Here is a 15,773-nt window from a genome sequence, read left to right as displayed (position 1 = left end):
GAAGAATGACGAGGAAGGTGTTAGGACTTAGCCAACATTTCACGCTCTCCGCAAAGGGACCGCTTCGCCATGACCCTCCCGCGCCTCTCGTTCCCCCTCCGCCTCACCGTCCTCCTCTGCGCCCTCCTCCTCTCCACCCCCTCCCACGCCGCCCGCTGTGGCGGCGATTTCGGCTCGTTCGTCTCAAGCATTTCCGCGGATGCGCAGGCGGCGGGCATCTCGCAAGGCGTGATCGGCTCGGCGCTTTCCGGCGTGAGCGAGGATATGGCGGTTTTGAATTTCGATCGCCGCCAGCGTTACACCTTCAACAAATCGTTCGAGCAATATGTCTCGACCCGGGTCGGCGCCGGGCGCATCAATGGCGGGCGGGCGATGCTGCAGCGCCACGCGGCGCTGCTGTCGAGCATCGAGGGGAAGTTCGGCGTGCCGCGGCAGATCCTTGTCGCGATCTGGGGATTGGAAACCGATTTCGGCAAGGGCGACATGGGCAAATTGCCGGTCATCCGCACGCTTGCCACGCTCGCGCATGATTGCCGCCGCACCGAGTTGTTTCAGGGCGAATTGCTCGCCGCCTTGAAGATCGTGCAGCGCGGCGATCTGCCGTTGCGGGATATGATCGGCGCTTTCGCCGGCGAAATCGGCCAGACGCAGTTTCTGCCGTCGTCCTACATCAAATACGGCGTCGATTTTGACGGCGACGGCCGCGTCGATCTGCGCCACAGCGCCGCCGACGTGCTCGCCTCCACCGCCAATCTGCTGCACACCAACGGTTTCAAGATGGGCGCGCCCTATGGCGAGGGGACTGCGAATTTCGAGGCAATGCGCGAATGGAATCACGCCACGATCTATCGCAAGACGATCGCGTATTTTGCGGATCAATTGGTGGGGCGGTGATTTTTCCTCCGTCATTCCGGGGCAGCCCGCAGGGCTGAACCCGGAATCTCGAGATTCCGGGTTCAGCCCTGCAGGCTGCCCCGGAATGACGACCGTTGAAGTTTCCCGTCATTGCAAACCAACGGGTCGCGCGAACCTCTCCACGTCATTGCGAGGAGCGCAGCGACGAAGCAATCCAGCTTTGGCGCCGAGAAACAGAAAGCTGGATTGCTTTGTCGCTACGCTCCTCGCAATGACGAACTCAAAATCGTGTGCCGCGGTCAGAAATTGCCCGACGGGCAAATCAGTAAATTTCCTGTCCAGCCCCTTTCGAAAAAATATTCTGATTTTCAGAAGACCCAAATCAATTGTATATCCTCTGCCGTCCCGTCCCACAGAGGGGCGGTTCGCGATCGTCACGGACGCGGGGCGGGATGCGGTGGACGCGGGCGGTGCTAAAGACGAGAGCGCTGACTTGCGGACGGCGAAGACGTGTGGTCCTGACGCCCCGACGCTGGCGTCAAGTTTGGCGGAGCAATCCGCTTAGCGACGGTGGCAAGAAAGCCCGGTCGCCGGGGAGAGCACGAAATAAGCCGTAAACCATTGCGCGGGGAATGCTGGGTGTAACCGGTGTGACCTGACTAACGCGTGTGCTTTCTACCACTACCTCTGCACACGCGGCTATCGGGCGCATCGGGCGCCCGGCATTCCCTGCGCCCTCTGATCATTCAGGGGCAGGAATCAAAGCAAAACTCGGGCGCAAGGCGCGGCGAGATCGCGAGACTCTGTCACGGCCCCTCCACGTCATTGCGAGGAGCAACGCGACGAAGCAATCCAGCTTACTTCCTTGCGGCGCGATGGATTGCTTCGCGGAGCCTGTCATCGGGCGGCGCGTTGCTCCGACCCGGTGGCTCGCAATGACGGAGAGAGCGTACTGGATACCCCGCCGGAGCCTGTCATCGGACGGCGCGTTGCGCCGACCCGGTGGCGGGGTATGACAATCATTTCCATATCGTACACACATGTGCCCGGAATAGAAGCGCGCTATCATGGTTATGAATTCGAGCTTCATCGCAGCGCCCGTCAGCACCAATAGCAGCGGATCGTGATCTCACCCAGATCGATAACAGGCGGCGCGATCCCAGTGCTGGCATCGGCGATGGCGGTCGCCGGCGCGATGCTGGCGCCGGAGGCTTATCTGCGCATCAGCCTCGCCGCGCGCTTCGCCGGCCCCGACATGGCGCATTGGCTCGGCCGTGACGAACTCGGCCGCGATACGCTGAGCCGGCTGCTTGCCGGGGCGACAACGACGATCAGCGAGACGCTTGCGGTGGTCGCCGTCGCGCTCTGCGCCGGCCTGCTGCTTGACCGGGCGCGGCGCGCATTTCCGAGGCTAGGCATCGCGATCGTGGCGCTGGCGCGAATTTGCTTCATCGTGCCGGGATTTTTGCTCGGCCCCTCGCGTGGGGGCAATGTCACGATGGCGGCGCTGAGCGCGGTATTGTCGCTGCCCGGATTTCTCGCCGCGATCGCGGCGGTCGCGGTTTTCGGCCCCGGTCCGCTCACCTGCATCATCGCGCTCGGACTGCCCTTCGCGGTTGCGGTCGCCCATACGCGGCCAGCGACGCCATTTGCCGCATTGGCCGCAAAACTGTTTGCATGGGCGATGCTGTCGCTGAGCGCGCTGGATGCGATCGGCCTCGGGACGATGCCGCCAAAACCGAGCTGGGGAACGATGCTGGGCGGCCTGAACGGCCTTTCATCGCTGCGCGCGCCGGTGATTTTTTCAGCCGCATGCCTGCTGCTGGCGGCGACGGGGGCCCTTATGTTGAGTGAAGCGCTGCATGAGACGACAGGTCCGTCGACATAACTCCCGTCATTCCGGGATGGTCCGAAGGACCAGACCCGGAATCTCGAGATTCTCCGATGTGCAACTGCACATCGTAGTTCGATGCTTTGCATCGCCCCGGAATGACCAGAGGTCACTTCCCCGCCTTCGTCGCCTTCTCGATGATGCGCCCCAGCACCGACCAATAGGTGCCGGGCCGAAGACGCTGCAACAGGTCCATGAAGCGGGCGTCGTTGCCGATCAGGATACGCGGCGCGTTTTTTTCGATGCCGGCGATGATGCGGAGCGCAGCGGCTGTGGGCGTGGTTTTTGCCACCGCATCGAACCGCTCGATGCTTTCCGCCCGGCGCGCATTGTCGGTGACGCCTGTACCTGCGCGGGAGTTGCGGACGATGTTGGTGGAGACACCACCGGGATGCACCACGGAAAGCCGCACCGGGCTCGCCGCCGTCTGCAATTCGTGGCGCAGGCTTTCCGAAAAGCCGCGCACCGCGAATTTCGCCGCCGCATACGCGGTCTGCCCCGGCGGCGCGACGATGCCGAAGATAGAGGAGAGATTGACGATATGGGCTTCGCGTTGGCGCGAAAGATGCGGCAGGAAGGCGCGGGTCGCATGCACCACGCCCCAGAAATTGATGTTCATCAGCCAGTCCATCTGGGCCTGGTCGATCTCGTTGAACTGGCCGAGCAGGGCGACGCCGGCATTGTTGACGAGGATGTTGAGGCCGGGATGGGCCGATGTCGCGGCTTGCGCGAACGCTTCGATCTCCTGGGGCACGCCGACATCGACGCGGTGCACGCTGACTTTTCGCGATGGGGTTTTTGCGATCTCAGCCGCGACCGCCTCCAGGCCCGCCTCGTCCCGATCCGCCAGCGCCAGATCGCAGCCGCGCGCGGCGAGTTCGAGCGCCAGCGCCCGGCCGATGCCACTGGCCGCACCGGTCACGGCGGCGGCGGATCCACGGATCGCAGTCATCTGATGTCAGCTCCATCGGGGGAAAAGTTTTGCGCCGCAACCCTTATACGGCCGACAGCCTTTGGCAACCGGATGCGGCCGCAGAACCCCGCGCTTCCGCGGCCACCGGCGCCGTGATATGGGCAAGAGCCATGTCGCTGTCCTTCCTTCTGACCTCGCTGATCGTGATCATCTCCCCCGGCACCGGCGTGCTCTATACGCTGGCAGCGGCGCTGACCAAGGGATCGCGGGCCAGCATCGCGGCGGCCTTCGGCTGCACGCTCGGGATCGTCCCGCATATGCTAGCCGCCATGCTTGGGCTTGCCGCGGTCATGCACACCAGCGCCTTGGCGTTCTCAGTGCTGAAATATTGCGGGGTGGTTTATCTATTGTATATGGCCTGGCAGACCTTGCGCGAGCAGGGCGCGCTCGCGGTCGATGCGCGCGTCGACGCCCGGTCGGACCGGCGGGTGATCGTCACCGGGTTCTTGATCAATATCCTCAACCCGAAGCTATCGATCTTCTTCCTGGCGTTCCTGCCGCAATTCATCGCCGTGGACGACGGCCATCCGCTGCTGCGGATGCTGGAATTGAGCGGGGCGTTCATGGCGATGACGCTGGCGGTGTTTGTGGTTTACGGCTTGTTCGCGGCCAAAGTCCGCGACCGCATCGTGACCCGGCCGAAGGTGATGAAGTGGCTGCGCCGCGGCTTCGCCGGCGCCTTCGCGGCGCTGGGCGCAAGGCTGGCGTTCGCGGAGCGGTGACCCTGTCCCCTTCAGAGCCGTCATTGCGAGCGAAGCGAAGCAATCCAGCTTTGGCGCCGCAAGGAAGAGTGGATTGCTTCGTCGCTTTGCTCCTCGCAATGACGGGGAGGGGGCGGAATGAAAAAGCGAGCCTCCGGGCCCGCTGTTTGCTGAAAAGTGTCCGATCGCGCCGGGTGCCCGGGCGGAGCGAGGCTCCACCCGGGCTTGAACGTTACTTCTTCTTCGACTTCTTGGCCTTCTTCGCCTTCTTCGCCTTCTTCGCTTTCTTAGCCATAGTATCCTCTCAAGGTTTAATGGATGGAAACGCGACACGAGGCATGCTCGGCGGAGGGCCAGCCTCGCAACATCCTCAAATGCAATCCCAACAGATTCGCAGGCTGCTGCCCCGCACTGTCACGCCGCTGTCATTGCGTTATCCACAGCTGTTATGCGTTTTTAGCGTGTTTTTCCGCCTTCGATGCGCCTCGCGCCGCAAAAAATCGCGCGACGGCGACCGTCGCGCCGCTCCGGCAGGGTTAACATCGCGACAATGCGGCGGCGCATTCTGCGTCGATCCGGAACAAATGCGCGTGCTGGCGCCGATCTTCATTGAATCAAAACCAAGGCGCGGATTGCTTCGCGGCGGTGAGAGTCCGTTAAGCGGCGCGGCTGCATTTTTACCCGTAGCAGGACGGGAATGGTCATGGGTGGACCGTTTAAGAACAGGGGAGGCAGGGCCAGACGCGCTCTGCATGGGTAATGCTAAGCGTTCCGACGCTGTGGACGGTGTCTATCATCAATTTTCTGGCGCTAGGCCTGATCTGGGCCTATGTCGCGCGCAGCTACCCCAACTTGAAGGCCGCACGATTCTGGACCGGCTCGGCGTTCGCCGCGGCCACCGGCGCGACGTTGGCGATGCTGCGCTTTGCCGTGGATTCGCTGCTGCCGCTGCTGGCCGGCGGCACCGTACTGATTTTCGCCGCCTGCCTGGCCGCGATGGGGATCAAGCGGTTCTACGACCAACCGACATCGTGGCGCGCCACCGCGCTGCTCACGGGATTGAGCTGCGCCGGCCTGACCTTCTTCATCTTCGCTTACGACAGCATGCAGATGCGGATTCTCATCTATTCGCTGGCCGAGGCGCTGCCGCTCGCGCTGACGCTGAAGCTATTGCTGTCGCAGCAGGACGGGCGCAGAAACCCCGGTGCCCGGCTCGCCGGCATTGTCGCCATCTTCATCATCGCCCTTTATGTCCTCCGCGCCGGGGGGAGCCTGCTCCATGTCGGCGTCGAGTTCTCCTTCATCCAGTCCAATCCGGCGCAATGGGTGATGTTGCTGGCGCTGATGTTCCTGTCGATGACGTTGAATTTCGGCTTCCTCTTGATGGCGATCGACCGGCTGCGCAACGAGGTCGCCGATCTGGCGCTGCTCGACGATCTCACCGGCGTCGGCAACCGCCGCCATCTGTTGCAGCGCCTGACCGAGGAATGCGCCAGGTCCGAGCGCAGCGGCGAGCCGTTCTCGCTCTTGGTGATCGATCTCGACGGCTTCAAGACAATCAACGACACCCATGGCCACGCCGCAGGCGATGCCTGCCTGCAGCATTTCACTCTGATGGCGCAAACGCGGCTGCGGCCCAGCGACATGCTGGCGCGCACCGGAGGCGACGAGTTCTGTATCATGCTGCCGTCCTCGACGCTGCGCGAGGGCGCGATCATCGCCCGCCGTGTGCTGGAAGTGTGCCGCCGCGACGCCGAACAATGTGTCGGAGCTGATGTGCCGATCGCGGTCTCGATCGGCGTTGCGCAATGGACGCGCGAGATTGGCCAGTTTCCGGACCGGCTGATCGCCGCCGCCGACCATGCGCTTTACGCCGCCAAGAAAGAGGGCAGGAACCGCTATGCCCTCTATGACCCAGCGCCGCCCTTGGTGCCGGCGGATGGGGGGATGCCGGCGCTGGCGCTGCGCAAACAGGCGTGAGCGTGCTAGACGCTTACGCCATGAACCTCCGCCTCCTGATGACCGTGCTCTGCGCCGTCGCGATCTCCGCCGCGGCCTCCGCGCAGACGCCCGACCTTGCCGCGATCGCGCGCAGCTCAGGCACGCCCGAAATTCCGGGCCTGAAAATGGTCTGGCTGGCGCCCTGGGGCGATTTCGCAAAAGCCCATCCGTGGAAAAACATCATCGTGCACCAGACCGAAGGGCCGGCCGGCTCGGCGCGGGGCGGGGCCGCCGAGCAATCCAAGAATCCGACCCGGCGCGGCGTCATGGTCTGGGTCGAAACCGACGGCACGGTGTATTGGGCGGTGGCGGAGACGCTCATTCCGACCCATGGCGATGGCGGCAACCGCAACGACAACAAGTACATCGACAACGCACCGACTTTCCATCAGGTGGTCGGCAACAATTCCATCGGGGTGGAATTCGCCGGCAATTATCCCGACGTTACGCGAGGCGCCACCGAGGCGCAGGTCGCGGCGTGGCGGGTGCTGGTAAAGGTGCTGCGAGCGCGTTACGGCATTCCGCTCGATCACGTCTATGCGCATAACTGGATCGACTACAAGGACGCCCGCTATTGTGAAGGCTGCGCGCTGGCGACGCTGGCTAGAGAATGGGGGGAATAGGGGAATCGTCATTCCGGGGCGCGCGTCAGCGCGAACCCGGAATCTCGCGTCATCTCCTCGGGATTCCGGGTTCATCGCCTTCGCGATGCCCCGGAATGACGATGTCCGCTTAGATCGGCCGCTCCATCCAGCGGAAGAAGCGGTTGATCAGGCCGGGCGGCCGGGGCGGCTGCTCTTGCGGCGCCCCTTCGTCCTCGTCCTCGGCGATGCAGCGCTTTACGAAATAATCCAGGAAGCGGATGTCGTTCGGCTCGGTCACCGTAAAACTCTCGTCGCCGACGAACACCGTATAGGCGTAGAAAAACGGCCCGATAAACGGCACTGACGGCGGCGTGGCGCGGTCTTTCGAGATCACGAACTCGGATGGCTCAAGTCCATGCGCGATCATGACCTGCTCGAGTCGCGGCAGCTTGCGCATGAATTCGGCGGAAAACCCGCCGACGGTCGATTGCAGCGTGATTGGCATGGCCGGCCCTCAAAGCGAACGCCTTGCCTGTCTTGGTCGGCTGACCCGGCCTGCCGGTTCAAGCCATCTTGGCGCGCCGCCTGCGCCATTATAGCCTTCGCGGCGGCAGGAGGTATTCATCATGTCAGCATCATTGGTCCGACCGGCACTATGGCGGCCAGTTTGCGTCCGCGGCGCCGGCGCCTTGGGCGTGTTTCCGGCCATCGTGCTGTTGTTGTGCACCTCGCTCCTCATAGCCCTGGAGACGCCGAGCAAGCCGTTTTTGGAAAAGAACAGCTTTTATCTGTCCTCGGCCGGCTTTCGCGTTCAACTCGCCAACGACCCGGCCGGGCAGAAGGCGCTGCGCGCGCTGCCGGCGCATCGCTTCGTGGTGCACAAGGTCGGCGACGATTTGCGTTACCTCTACGCCGAGCCGCAGCATTGCGTCTGCATCTTTATCGGCACGAAACAAGCCTACGACAACTACCGCGATATTCTGAGCCAGCCGCTGCCGCAGGCCGACAATGTCGCGCCCGATTACAAGACCCAGGCCGGCGCGCTGTTGAACGGCGAGCCGGTGTGGCTGAACACGCTCAACGAGCCCGACAGCCTCGCGGAATATCTCAGGGCGTATTACTGAGCGGGCGGGCTCAGGCGCCATCCATCACCGCGAGCAGATCGCTGAGCGACTGCTTGCAAGTGGCGGCGTTCGGGGTGCTGGCGCGCAAGGCCTCTAGCGCCCGGTCGATCGCCTTGTCGACCTTGTGCCATTCGGCGGCCGCCCTCGGCTTCAGCCCGGCCTCAGCCTCGTCCCACGAGGTTTCGAGGTCCTTGATCCGCGCCTTGGCGCCGGCGAGATCGCCCTTGTCGACCAGCGCGGCGGTGTCGGTGACAATGGTGCGGAAGGGCGAGAGGTCGCCGAGTTTCGAGGACATTGCGGCCTCAGCGGGAGTTATCATTGCGCCGGCGATCCATGGCTGGACCGAGGCGGATCCCGCAAGCGCGGCCGCTGCCATCAGGGCAAGAACGAGTCCTGGTTTTCTCATCACGTTTCTCCGTTGCTGTTTAAGCTCGCGCGTCTCGCGCAAGCGCCCTGTGAAATCGGCGGGTTCGCATCACCGCGTTCCGCCGGCGCCCTGGTGCGACTGCGCACGCCGCTCGGCAAAACTGATCGCGGCGACCAGCGTGACGATGACGGCGAGGAAGGCGACGCTGGTGTAGACGGTGCCGAGCCCGAGGCCGCCATAGGCGCGCGCCTGGGACAACAGATCGCCGAGCGAGGCCCCGAGCGGCCTGGTCAGGATATAAGCCAGCCAGAACGTCAGGACCGCGTTTGCCCCAAGATAGTAGGCGGCCGCGATCGCGCCGATCAGGGCGCCAAACGCCAGGACACCGACATTGAAACCGAGGCTGAGTTCTTCCGTCGCGAGGTCCCCCGCGGCGGTGCCGAGCGCAAACGTGAAGAGAATGGCGGCCCAGTAGAACAGCTCGCGCCGGGTGGTGACGATGGTGTGGATCGAGAGCGTGCGTTCGGTGCGGTACCAGACCGCAAACGTTGTGGCCAACGCCACCGCGAATACGGCGGTGCTGGTATAAAGACTGATGCCGAGTTTGTCGGTCAGCGCATCGGTGATCTGGGTGCCGACGATGCTGACCAGCACCACCGTCAGCCAATAGATCCAGGGCACGTAGCGCTGCTTGCCCAATTGCAGCAGCAACGCCGCTGATAGCAGCGAGACGGTGATGGCGCTGGTGACCGCGGTCCCCAGTCCGACGTGCACGGCCAGATAATCCGCGCCGGTCTCACCCACGGTGGTCGACATGATCTTGATGACCCAGAACGCAACCGTGACCTCCGGGACCTTGTTGAGCATGGCGGCGGCGTGGCGGTTCGCAGGATCGCTCGCATACATCATGATTTGGCTCGCATTTGAGGACAGACCGGGGCAGCTCTGGAGGCTGTCATTTGCGAAAACCCTGCCGGTGCTCACTTAGGTGCGACTTAGAATGAGATATTTTCTCCGTCCCGCGTTTGCCGCAGCGCCGCTCCTCGCCGGTGGGACGCTCGCTAAGTCGGCCCTAAGTTTCGGCAGAAGGAATGCAGGTTTGGACAATTTTGGGGGGATTGCGGCGTGAAGGCCGGGGCTCACAACAGGACAAACAATGCGCGTTCTGCTCGTCGAGGATGACCGCATGGTCGGGGCGGCGGTGGCGCAGGCGCTGAAGGATGCGGCCTATGCCGTCGACTGGGTCACCGACGGCCAAACCGCGATCGAAGCCGCGGAAGTCGAAAGCTACGACGTGATGCTGCTCGATCTCGGCCTGCCCGGGACCGACGGCCAGGATGTGTTGCGCCGGCTCCGCCAGAGCGGCCGTCAGCTTCCAGTGATCATCGTGACCGCGCGCGACGGCATCAACGACCGCATCGACGGCCTCGATCTCGGGGCCGACGATTACCTGGCAAAACCCTTCGAGATACGCGAGCTATTGGCGCGGATGCGCGCGGTGCTGCGGCGCCCGGGCAGCGGTTCGTCATCGCTGCTCAGCAACGGAAAGATAAGCCTCGATCCCGCGACCAGGGAAGCCAGCTTCCTCGGCGAGACCTCGCTCTTGACCGCGCGCGAATTCGCGGTTCTGCAGGCGCTGCTGGTTCGCCCCGGTGCCATTCTCTCGCGCGCCGACCTCGAACGTCAGATCTACGGGTGGAACGAAGAGGTCGAGAGCAACGCGATCGAATTCCTGATCCATACGATCCGGAAGAAGCTCGGGGCGCCTGCGATCCGCAACGTCCGCGGCGTCGGCTGGATGGTGGACCGTCCCTCATGACATATTCCCTTCGTGGGCGCCTCTTCATCGGACTTGCGCTCCTGATCGTCTCGACCGGCCTCGGCGCCGGCCTTGTCGGCTTTCGCTGGGCCTTCGATGAAGCGATCGAGACGCAGGACACGATCCTTCACCAGATCGGCGCCATCGCGCTCAATACGAGGTTGCCGAGCGATGCGCCGATCAACGCCGGCGTCGATGCGGAAGCGCGGGTTTTTGTCGAGGAACTGGGCGACCGGCCGAGCGGTTCGACCGACGCGCGCTCGCTCTGGACCCTTAAAGACGGCCTGCACATCGTCTCCCGGGACAACCAGCCGTGGCGGATCCTGCTGCGGACGCGGCCGGACGGCAGCCGGTTTGTCATCGGCCAGACTACCGCGATCCGTGACGAGATCGCCCGCGACAGTGCCTTTCATACCATCCTGCCCTTCTTGGCGCTGGCGCCCTGCCTGATGCTGGTGATCGCCATCGTGGTGTGGCAATCGCTGCGCCCGATGATAAAACTCGCGGGGCAGCTGGACGCCCGGCGCTCGGACGATCTCGGAAAGCTGTCGCTTGAAGGCACTCCCCTCGAACTGCATCCGTTCATTGCCTCGATCAACCGGCTGCTCGAACGAATCCATGCGATGATGGAGCAGCAGCGGCGTTTCGTTGCCGACGCCGCGCACGAACTTCGTACCCCGATCACCGCGATCAGCCTGCAGGCCGAAAACCTCAGTCAGACCGAACTGCCGCCGGACAGCCGTGACAGGCTGACCGCGCTCAAAAGCGGCGCCCGCAGAACCGCGCACCTGCTGGAGCAATTGCTCGCGCTGGCGCGGTCCGACATGGACCGCATGCCGGAGGCTCCCGTCACCTCGCTTGATCGCTGCGCCAAAGAGGTGGTCGCGGATTTCATAGCCACCGCGTCAGACCGCGGCGTCGACCTCGGGTTCGAGATCATCGAGCCGGCAGCGGTCAAGGGCGAAGCGGCGATGCTCACCTCGGTGATCCAGAATTTGCTGGACAACGCGCTCCGCCATACGCGGCAAGGCGGCCGGGTCGATATCGGCGTCTATCGCGAAGGCGCGAAAGTCATCCTGCAAATCGACGATACCGGCCCGGGCATTCCGCCATGCGATCTGGAGCGGGTGTTCGAACCCTTCGTTCGCGGCAGCCGGCCGACCGAGGAGGGCACCGGTCTTGGCCTCTCCATCGTCAAGCGCATTGTCGAGCGGCTCAATGGAAGCGTGACGCTCGAGAACGTGCCGAAATCCGGCCTGCGGGCGACGGTTTCTTTTCCGCTGGTGGAGCAGGGTTCATAGCGGGGACGACAGTCCGTTTTGCGCCCAACAAAAAAGCCGGCGTTGCCGCCGGCTTTTTTCACGCATCGCCTTACGCCACAACAGTTAGTGCGCGGCTTCCAGGGCGGCGGCTTCCTGCTTGGCGATCGTGCCCTTGACGGCCGACTGCACTTTCTCAAAAGCGCGAACCTCGATCTGCCGCACGCGCTCGCGCGACACGCCGAACTCGGCGGCGAGGTCTTCGAGCGTCATCGGCTCTTCCGCCAGGCGCCGTGCCTCGAAGATGCGGCGTTCCCTGGGGTTGAGCACGTTGATGGCTCCGGTCAGCGCCTCGCGGCGATGATCGAACTCCTCGCTCTCGGCCATGATGGCTTCCTGGTTGGGCGAGGTATCGACCAGCCAGTCCTGCCATTCGCCTGCCTCGCCGTCGTCGCGGATCGGTGCGTTGAGCGAGGCATCGCCGCCGAGCCGGCGGTTCATGTCGATCACGTCCTGATCCGTCACGCCGAGGCGCTTGGCAATCAGCTTCACCTGGTCGGGGCGCAGATCGCCCTCGTCCAGCGCGGAGATCTTGCTCTTCGCCTTGCGCAGGTTGAAGAACAGCTTCTTCTGGTTCGCGGTGGTGCCCATTTTCACGAGCGACCAGGAACGCAGGATGTACTCTTGTATTGACGCCTTGATCCACCACATGGCGTAGGTGGCGAGACGGAAGCCCTTGTCGGGCTCGAATCGCTTCACCGCCTGCATCAGGCCGACATTGCCCTCCGAGACGACCTCGGAGATCGGCAATCCGTAGCCGCGATAGCCCATGGCGATCTTGGCCACGAGCCGAAGATGGCTGGTGACAAGGTGATGTGCCGCGTCGCGATCGTCATGCTCGCGCCAGCGTTTGGCGAACATGTATTCCTGCTGGGGTTCCAGCATCGGGAACTTGCGGATCTCGGCGAGGTATCGGGAAAGGCCGGATTCTCCATTGAGTACCGGCAGTGTAGCTGTACGGGCCATTTAGCGCCCTCCAGTGGTTCAGGCCCCCGATAGCGGCGGGCCCGGCAGACGGCCGCTGTGTTAAAGCCAGTCGTTCTGCGATGTTCCGCGTTGGATATTCAACGCACGTGCAACATACACTATTCCGGGGTGCTTTTGGAAGGATCGCGGGGGTCACGTCACCGTGTGGCTGGTATAACCTATTGTCATAACAACGCTTTTCCAAAGGGCCTGCGTCATAGCGCCGCTCTGAGGCAATTCCTTAGTAGCATCAGGTCGTCGGGCAAATCCGAGATCCACTCCAGAATCGCCCCGTTTTTGGGGTGTTCCAGGGTCAAGAGGTATGCGTGCAGCGCTTGACGGCCGAGGGCCGCGAGTGCCGCCTGGGCCCGAGGGCCGAGATGGCTGGCCTTGGTGTTGAAGTGCGGGCCATAGACGCCATCGCCCATCAGGGGGTGGCCGATATGGGCGAGATGCACCCGGATCTGGTGGGTACGGCCGGTCTCGAGTTGGCAGGCGAGCAGCGTCGCTACCGGCTTGCCGTCACGTCCGGCAAAAGTCTCCTGAACCTCCCAATGGGTGACCGCCTCGCGGCCGCCCTCGCGCACCGCCATTTTCTCCCTGGCATGCGGATGACGGTCGATCGGCGCCTCGATAGTGCCGCGCTGGCGGTTCGGCACGCCCCAGACGAAGGCCATATAGCCGCGCCGCATCTCGCCGGTACGGCCGTGGTCGGCGAATTGCTCGCTCAGCGACTGGTGCGCGCGGTCGTTCTTGGCCACCACCATCAGCCCGGTGGTGTCCTTGTCGAGGCGATGCACGATGCCCGGCCGCCGGACGCCGCCGATCCCGGAAAGGCTCGCCCCGCAATGGGCGATCAGCGCGTTCACCAAGGTGCCGGTCTCGTGGCCGGCGGCGGGATGGACGACGAGGCCCTTGGGCTTGTCGATGACGATGATGTCGTCATCCTCATGGACGATATCGAGGGCGATATTTTCGCCTGCGGGCTCGGCAGGGGCCGCTTCCGGCACGTCGATTGTGATCGTATCGCCCGCGACGACATGATAAGCGGGGTCGCGGATGGGGGTGGGTCCGATGCTGACCGAACCTGCAAGGATCAGCGCTTTCAGCCGCGACCGCGACAGCTCGGCAAGGTGATGCGCGAGCACGCGGTCGAGCCGGACCGATCCCTCGTCGCCTGAGACCGTGACCTCCATCCTTTGACCGCTAATTGAAGACGAGCCTTGTTGCAAAGATGAGCCTTATGACCGAAACCGTTGTGCCCGAACCGACCCCGGAACAGGCCGCTCTGTTCGCGCGGGTGCGGCGGATGATGCTGATTGCCGGCCTGACCACGGCGCTGGCGGTTGCCGCCGTCCTGATCGCCATCGGCTATCGCCTTTTGCGGTCAGAGGGAAGCACTGTTGCGACCGACACCATTTCGGTCCTGCCGAAAGGCGCCCGCATCGTTTCGACCGGCCTCGCCGGCGACCGCCTGGTGGTGACGCTGGATATAGGTGGCGCAACAGAAATCCGCACCTTTGACGCGCATACGCTGAAAGCCACCGGGCGGCTGAAATTTGCCAGTGAACCCTGATTCAGCCGTCTTGATTGAGCCGGCCTTGCAGCCGGCGGATTTCGCGGGTATTCCCTGAAACGCAACGCTCCCTTCGTCTAGCGGTTAGGACGCGGCCCTCTCAAGGCTGAAACAGGGGTTCGATTCCCCTAGGGAGCGCCAAATTGCCGCCACTTCGTACGCAGAAGCACGCTTTTCGATCCTATGATGCGAACTTCTTTCGCGTCCTCTTCGACCCGCCGGGCTAACGCGCGGGTGGTCGCGGCGGTAGCCGCCCGACTCGGTCCACATCCGCCTGCGGACCAACCGTTCACCGTGAACTCGTCACGACTGGTTGCATCACATTCTTCACGACATATTCGCCGATCTCGCGGCCCATCTTCGTCCCAACCTCGGTCGAGAACCGGTAATGGAAGCCGGCCCAGATGCGCGCATTCGCGACCTCTTCGGCAAAGACCTTCATGTTGGTCCAGCGGTGGGTCACGCCGGGAGCGGTCGGGCTGGTCACCGCGACTTCGGGAATGTCCTCGGTTCCGAGCACCGTCGTGACGACGCCGGCGACGCTGCCGCTCGAGACGCAATGCGCGCACGGATATTCCGGATGCATCGGCGTGTTGTCGATCGGCTGCCAAGTCGCATGACGCTCGGTGGCCGGATTATCGTCAATATCGCCGTTGCGGATAGCGGTGATCGGACGCCAGAAGTTGTAATGATACTTGGCCTCGAACAGCGCGATCAGCGCATCGTTGAGCCCAACCGCCACGAGCGCCATGAACCGCGCGCTGTCCTCGACGTTCATCTGCTGTGCCGTCGCAAGATGACGCGCAAAGGGGTGGTAGGCTTGTGGGCCGACCATGAGCCAGAACCGCGCGGTCTCGGTCTGCTGCGCCGAACGCTTGGCACTCGTCTTGGCGCCATAGTCACAGAGCTCGTTGAAATCTTTCGCCCACGTTTCGCTGCTCAGCGCGATCGGCGGCGGCGGTCGGAATTGAGATGCTTTGGTCATGGCAAACGGCTTCACGCCCGGCCAGGTCGAACCTGCCGTGATCGGCGTTGGGATGTAGGCGCCAGGCGTCGTCCTCGGCCGATAGTCATCGGGCGCATCGGAGCCGTCATCAGCCCGGGCCTCCAACACTTTTGCCGCGACGGCCTCGCCGAGCTTGATGCCATCCCATTTCGCTTCGCCGTCGGGAATCGATGCAAGGTAGGTCGCGATGGCGACTTTCATCTCAGCCGCTGTCTTCGCATCGATAGTCGCCAAAATCGTACCTGCAGCCGCCGCGGCAGCGGCTTCCTTCGACGTGGTCGGCGCCGCGGGCAGCTGCACCAGATACGGTCGGTAGCGCCGCGCGATCGAATTTGTCGCGTCGAACATCGCGACGTGAACCATCGCCATCACACGCTGAGCCGGATAAGTCCCAATTGGCGTAGCGACGGCGACGGCCTTTTCGTCCCAATCGGTGATGACGTTGGCGCGAGCCGGCGCCTGGATGGCAACTGCAAGCGAGGCCGCGATCAAGGCGGCCGGAATCGGACGGCTCATTGATGCACGCATGTTTCCCTCCATGAATCTCTGACACTCCGCACGCGTCGGAAATGTGCCAGCTAGGCTCCCAGG

At 63.6% G+C, this 15,773-nt stretch carries 16 protein-coding genes and 1 tRNA gene; 10 read left to right on the top strand and 7 right to left on the bottom strand.

The features are described from left to right. Positions 1 to 69 precede the first annotated feature (69 nt). Together B5526_RS12525 and B5526_RS12515 are read left to right on the top strand one after the other, a co-directional pair. Positions 70 to 894, top strand: a complete 825-nt coding sequence (locus B5526_RS12525) for a lytic murein transglycosylase (RefSeq protein ID WP_079538463.1) — start codon at positions 70 to 72, stop codon at positions 892 to 894. A gap of 1,084 nt (positions 895 to 1,978) precedes the next feature. After that, a complete protein-coding gene (locus B5526_RS12515) occupies positions 1,979 to 2,743 on the top strand; it encodes a hypothetical protein (RefSeq protein WP_154071281.1) in 765 nt (254 codons plus the stop codon). A gap of 112 nt (positions 2,744 to 2,855) precedes the next feature. Here the strand turns inward: B5526_RS12515 and B5526_RS12510 are convergent, their stop codons facing one another. Next, complete coding sequence (locus B5526_RS12510; protein ID WP_079538460.1) at positions 2,856 to 3,698, bottom strand: SDR family NAD(P)-dependent oxidoreductase; 843 nt, start codon at positions 3,696 to 3,698, stop codon at positions 2,856 to 2,858. 131 nt (positions 3,699 to 3,829) lie between these two features. On the opposite strand from B5526_RS12510, the gene B5526_RS12505 reads away from it, so the two are divergent. From B5526_RS12505 to B5526_RS12495, 3 genes are all read left to right on the top strand, one after another. Beyond that, positions 3,830 to 4,441 (top strand): LysE family translocator, encoded by a 612-nt coding sequence (locus B5526_RS12505; RefSeq protein ID WP_079538459.1) that lies wholly within the window; start codon positions 3,830 to 3,832, stop codon positions 4,439 to 4,441. Between the two features lie 738 nt (positions 4,442 to 5,179). Beyond that, positions 5,180 to 6,400 (top strand): GGDEF domain-containing protein, encoded by a 1,221-nt coding sequence (locus B5526_RS12500; RefSeq protein ID WP_079538458.1) that lies wholly within the window; start codon positions 5,180 to 5,182, stop codon positions 6,398 to 6,400. A 20-nt stretch (positions 6,401 to 6,420) separates the two neighbouring features. Beyond that, positions 6,421 to 7,044 carry a peptidoglycan recognition protein family protein gene (locus B5526_RS12495; protein ID WP_079538457.1) on the top strand — a complete coding sequence of 208 codons (624 nt, stop codon included), beginning with the start codon at positions 6,421 to 6,423 and terminating at the stop codon, positions 7,042 to 7,044. 109 nt (positions 7,045 to 7,153) lie between these two features. Here B5526_RS12495 and B5526_RS12490 read toward each other — a convergent pair whose 3' ends face one another. Further along, on the bottom strand, positions 7,154 to 7,510 hold the full coding sequence (locus B5526_RS12490) for a hypothetical protein (protein ID WP_079538456.1): 357 nt from the start codon (positions 7,508 to 7,510) through the stop codon (positions 7,154 to 7,156). A 121-nt stretch (positions 7,511 to 7,631) separates the two neighbouring features. On the opposite strand from B5526_RS12490, the gene B5526_RS12485 reads away from it, so the two are divergent. Further along, positions 7,632 to 8,129, top strand: coding sequence for a hypothetical protein (locus B5526_RS12485; protein WP_244562280.1), 498 nt, complete (start codon positions 7,632 to 7,634; stop codon positions 8,127 to 8,129). Between the two features lie 10 nt (positions 8,130 to 8,139). Here B5526_RS12485 and B5526_RS12480 read toward each other — a convergent pair whose 3' ends face one another. Together B5526_RS12480 and B5526_RS12475 are read right to left on the bottom strand one after the other, a co-directional pair. Beyond that, positions 8,140 to 8,535, bottom strand: coding sequence for a histidine kinase (locus B5526_RS12480; protein WP_079544950.1), 396 nt, complete (start codon positions 8,533 to 8,535; stop codon positions 8,140 to 8,142). 69 nt (positions 8,536 to 8,604) lie between these two features. Continuing rightward, a complete protein-coding gene (locus B5526_RS12475; protein ID WP_197688433.1) occupies positions 8,605 to 9,405 on the bottom strand; it encodes a COG4705 family protein in 801 nt (266 codons plus the stop codon). Positions 9,406 to 9,652: 247 nt separating this feature from the next. Here B5526_RS12475 and B5526_RS12470 point away from each other — a divergent pair, with 247 nt between their 5' ends. Both B5526_RS12470 and B5526_RS12465 read left to right on the top strand, forming a co-directional pair. Beyond that, on the top strand, positions 9,653 to 10,315 hold the full coding sequence (locus tag B5526_RS12470) for a response regulator transcription factor (protein ID WP_079538454.1): 663 nt from the start codon (positions 9,653 to 9,655) through the stop codon (positions 10,313 to 10,315). After that, positions 10,312 to 11,616, top strand: a complete 1,305-nt coding sequence (locus tag B5526_RS12465) for a sensor histidine kinase (RefSeq protein WP_079538453.1) — start codon at positions 10,312 to 10,314, stop codon at positions 11,614 to 11,616. Before B5526_RS12470 ends, B5526_RS12465 begins: the two co-directional genes overlap by 4 nt. 84 nt (positions 11,617 to 11,700) lie before the next feature. Here B5526_RS12465 and rpoH read toward each other — a convergent pair whose 3' ends face one another. Beyond that, positions 11,701 to 12,600: an RNA polymerase sigma factor RpoH gene (rpoH, locus tag B5526_RS12460; protein ID WP_079538452.1), complete on the bottom strand. Its 900-nt coding sequence runs from the start codon at positions 12,598 to 12,600 to the stop codon at positions 11,701 to 11,703. Positions 12,601 to 12,815: 215 nt separating this feature from the next. Beyond that, on the bottom strand, positions 12,816 to 13,796 hold the full coding sequence (locus B5526_RS12455) for an RluA family pseudouridine synthase (RefSeq protein WP_079538451.1): 981 nt from the start codon (positions 13,794 to 13,796) through the stop codon (positions 12,816 to 12,818). 47 nt (positions 13,797 to 13,843) lie between these two features. Here B5526_RS12455 and B5526_RS12450 point away from each other — a divergent pair, with 47 nt between their 5' ends. Together B5526_RS12450 and B5526_RS12445 are read left to right on the top strand one after the other, a co-directional pair. Beyond that, entirely contained in the window at positions 13,844 to 14,176 is a 333-nt protein-coding gene (locus tag B5526_RS12450) for a hypothetical protein (protein WP_079538450.1), read from the top strand. A gap of 66 nt (positions 14,177 to 14,242) precedes the next feature. Continuing rightward, positions 14,243 to 14,317, top strand: a tRNA-Glu gene (locus B5526_RS12445). Between the two features lie 148 nt (positions 14,318 to 14,465). Here the strand turns inward: B5526_RS12445 and B5526_RS12440 are convergent. Next, positions 14,466 to 15,710, bottom strand: a complete 1,245-nt coding sequence (locus B5526_RS12440; RefSeq protein ID WP_079544948.1) for a vanadium-dependent haloperoxidase — start codon at positions 15,708 to 15,710, stop codon at positions 14,466 to 14,468. Between the last annotated feature and the right edge of the window lie 63 nt (positions 15,711 to 15,773).

This window comes from Bradyrhizobium lablabi (assembly GCF_900141755.1).
In the GTDB taxonomy this organism is placed as follows: domain Bacteria; phylum Pseudomonadota; class Alphaproteobacteria; order Rhizobiales; family Xanthobacteraceae; genus Bradyrhizobium; species Bradyrhizobium lablabi_A.
Note: the sequence above shows the minus strand (reverse complement) of the source record. Positions and strands in the feature narration are given on the sequence as shown.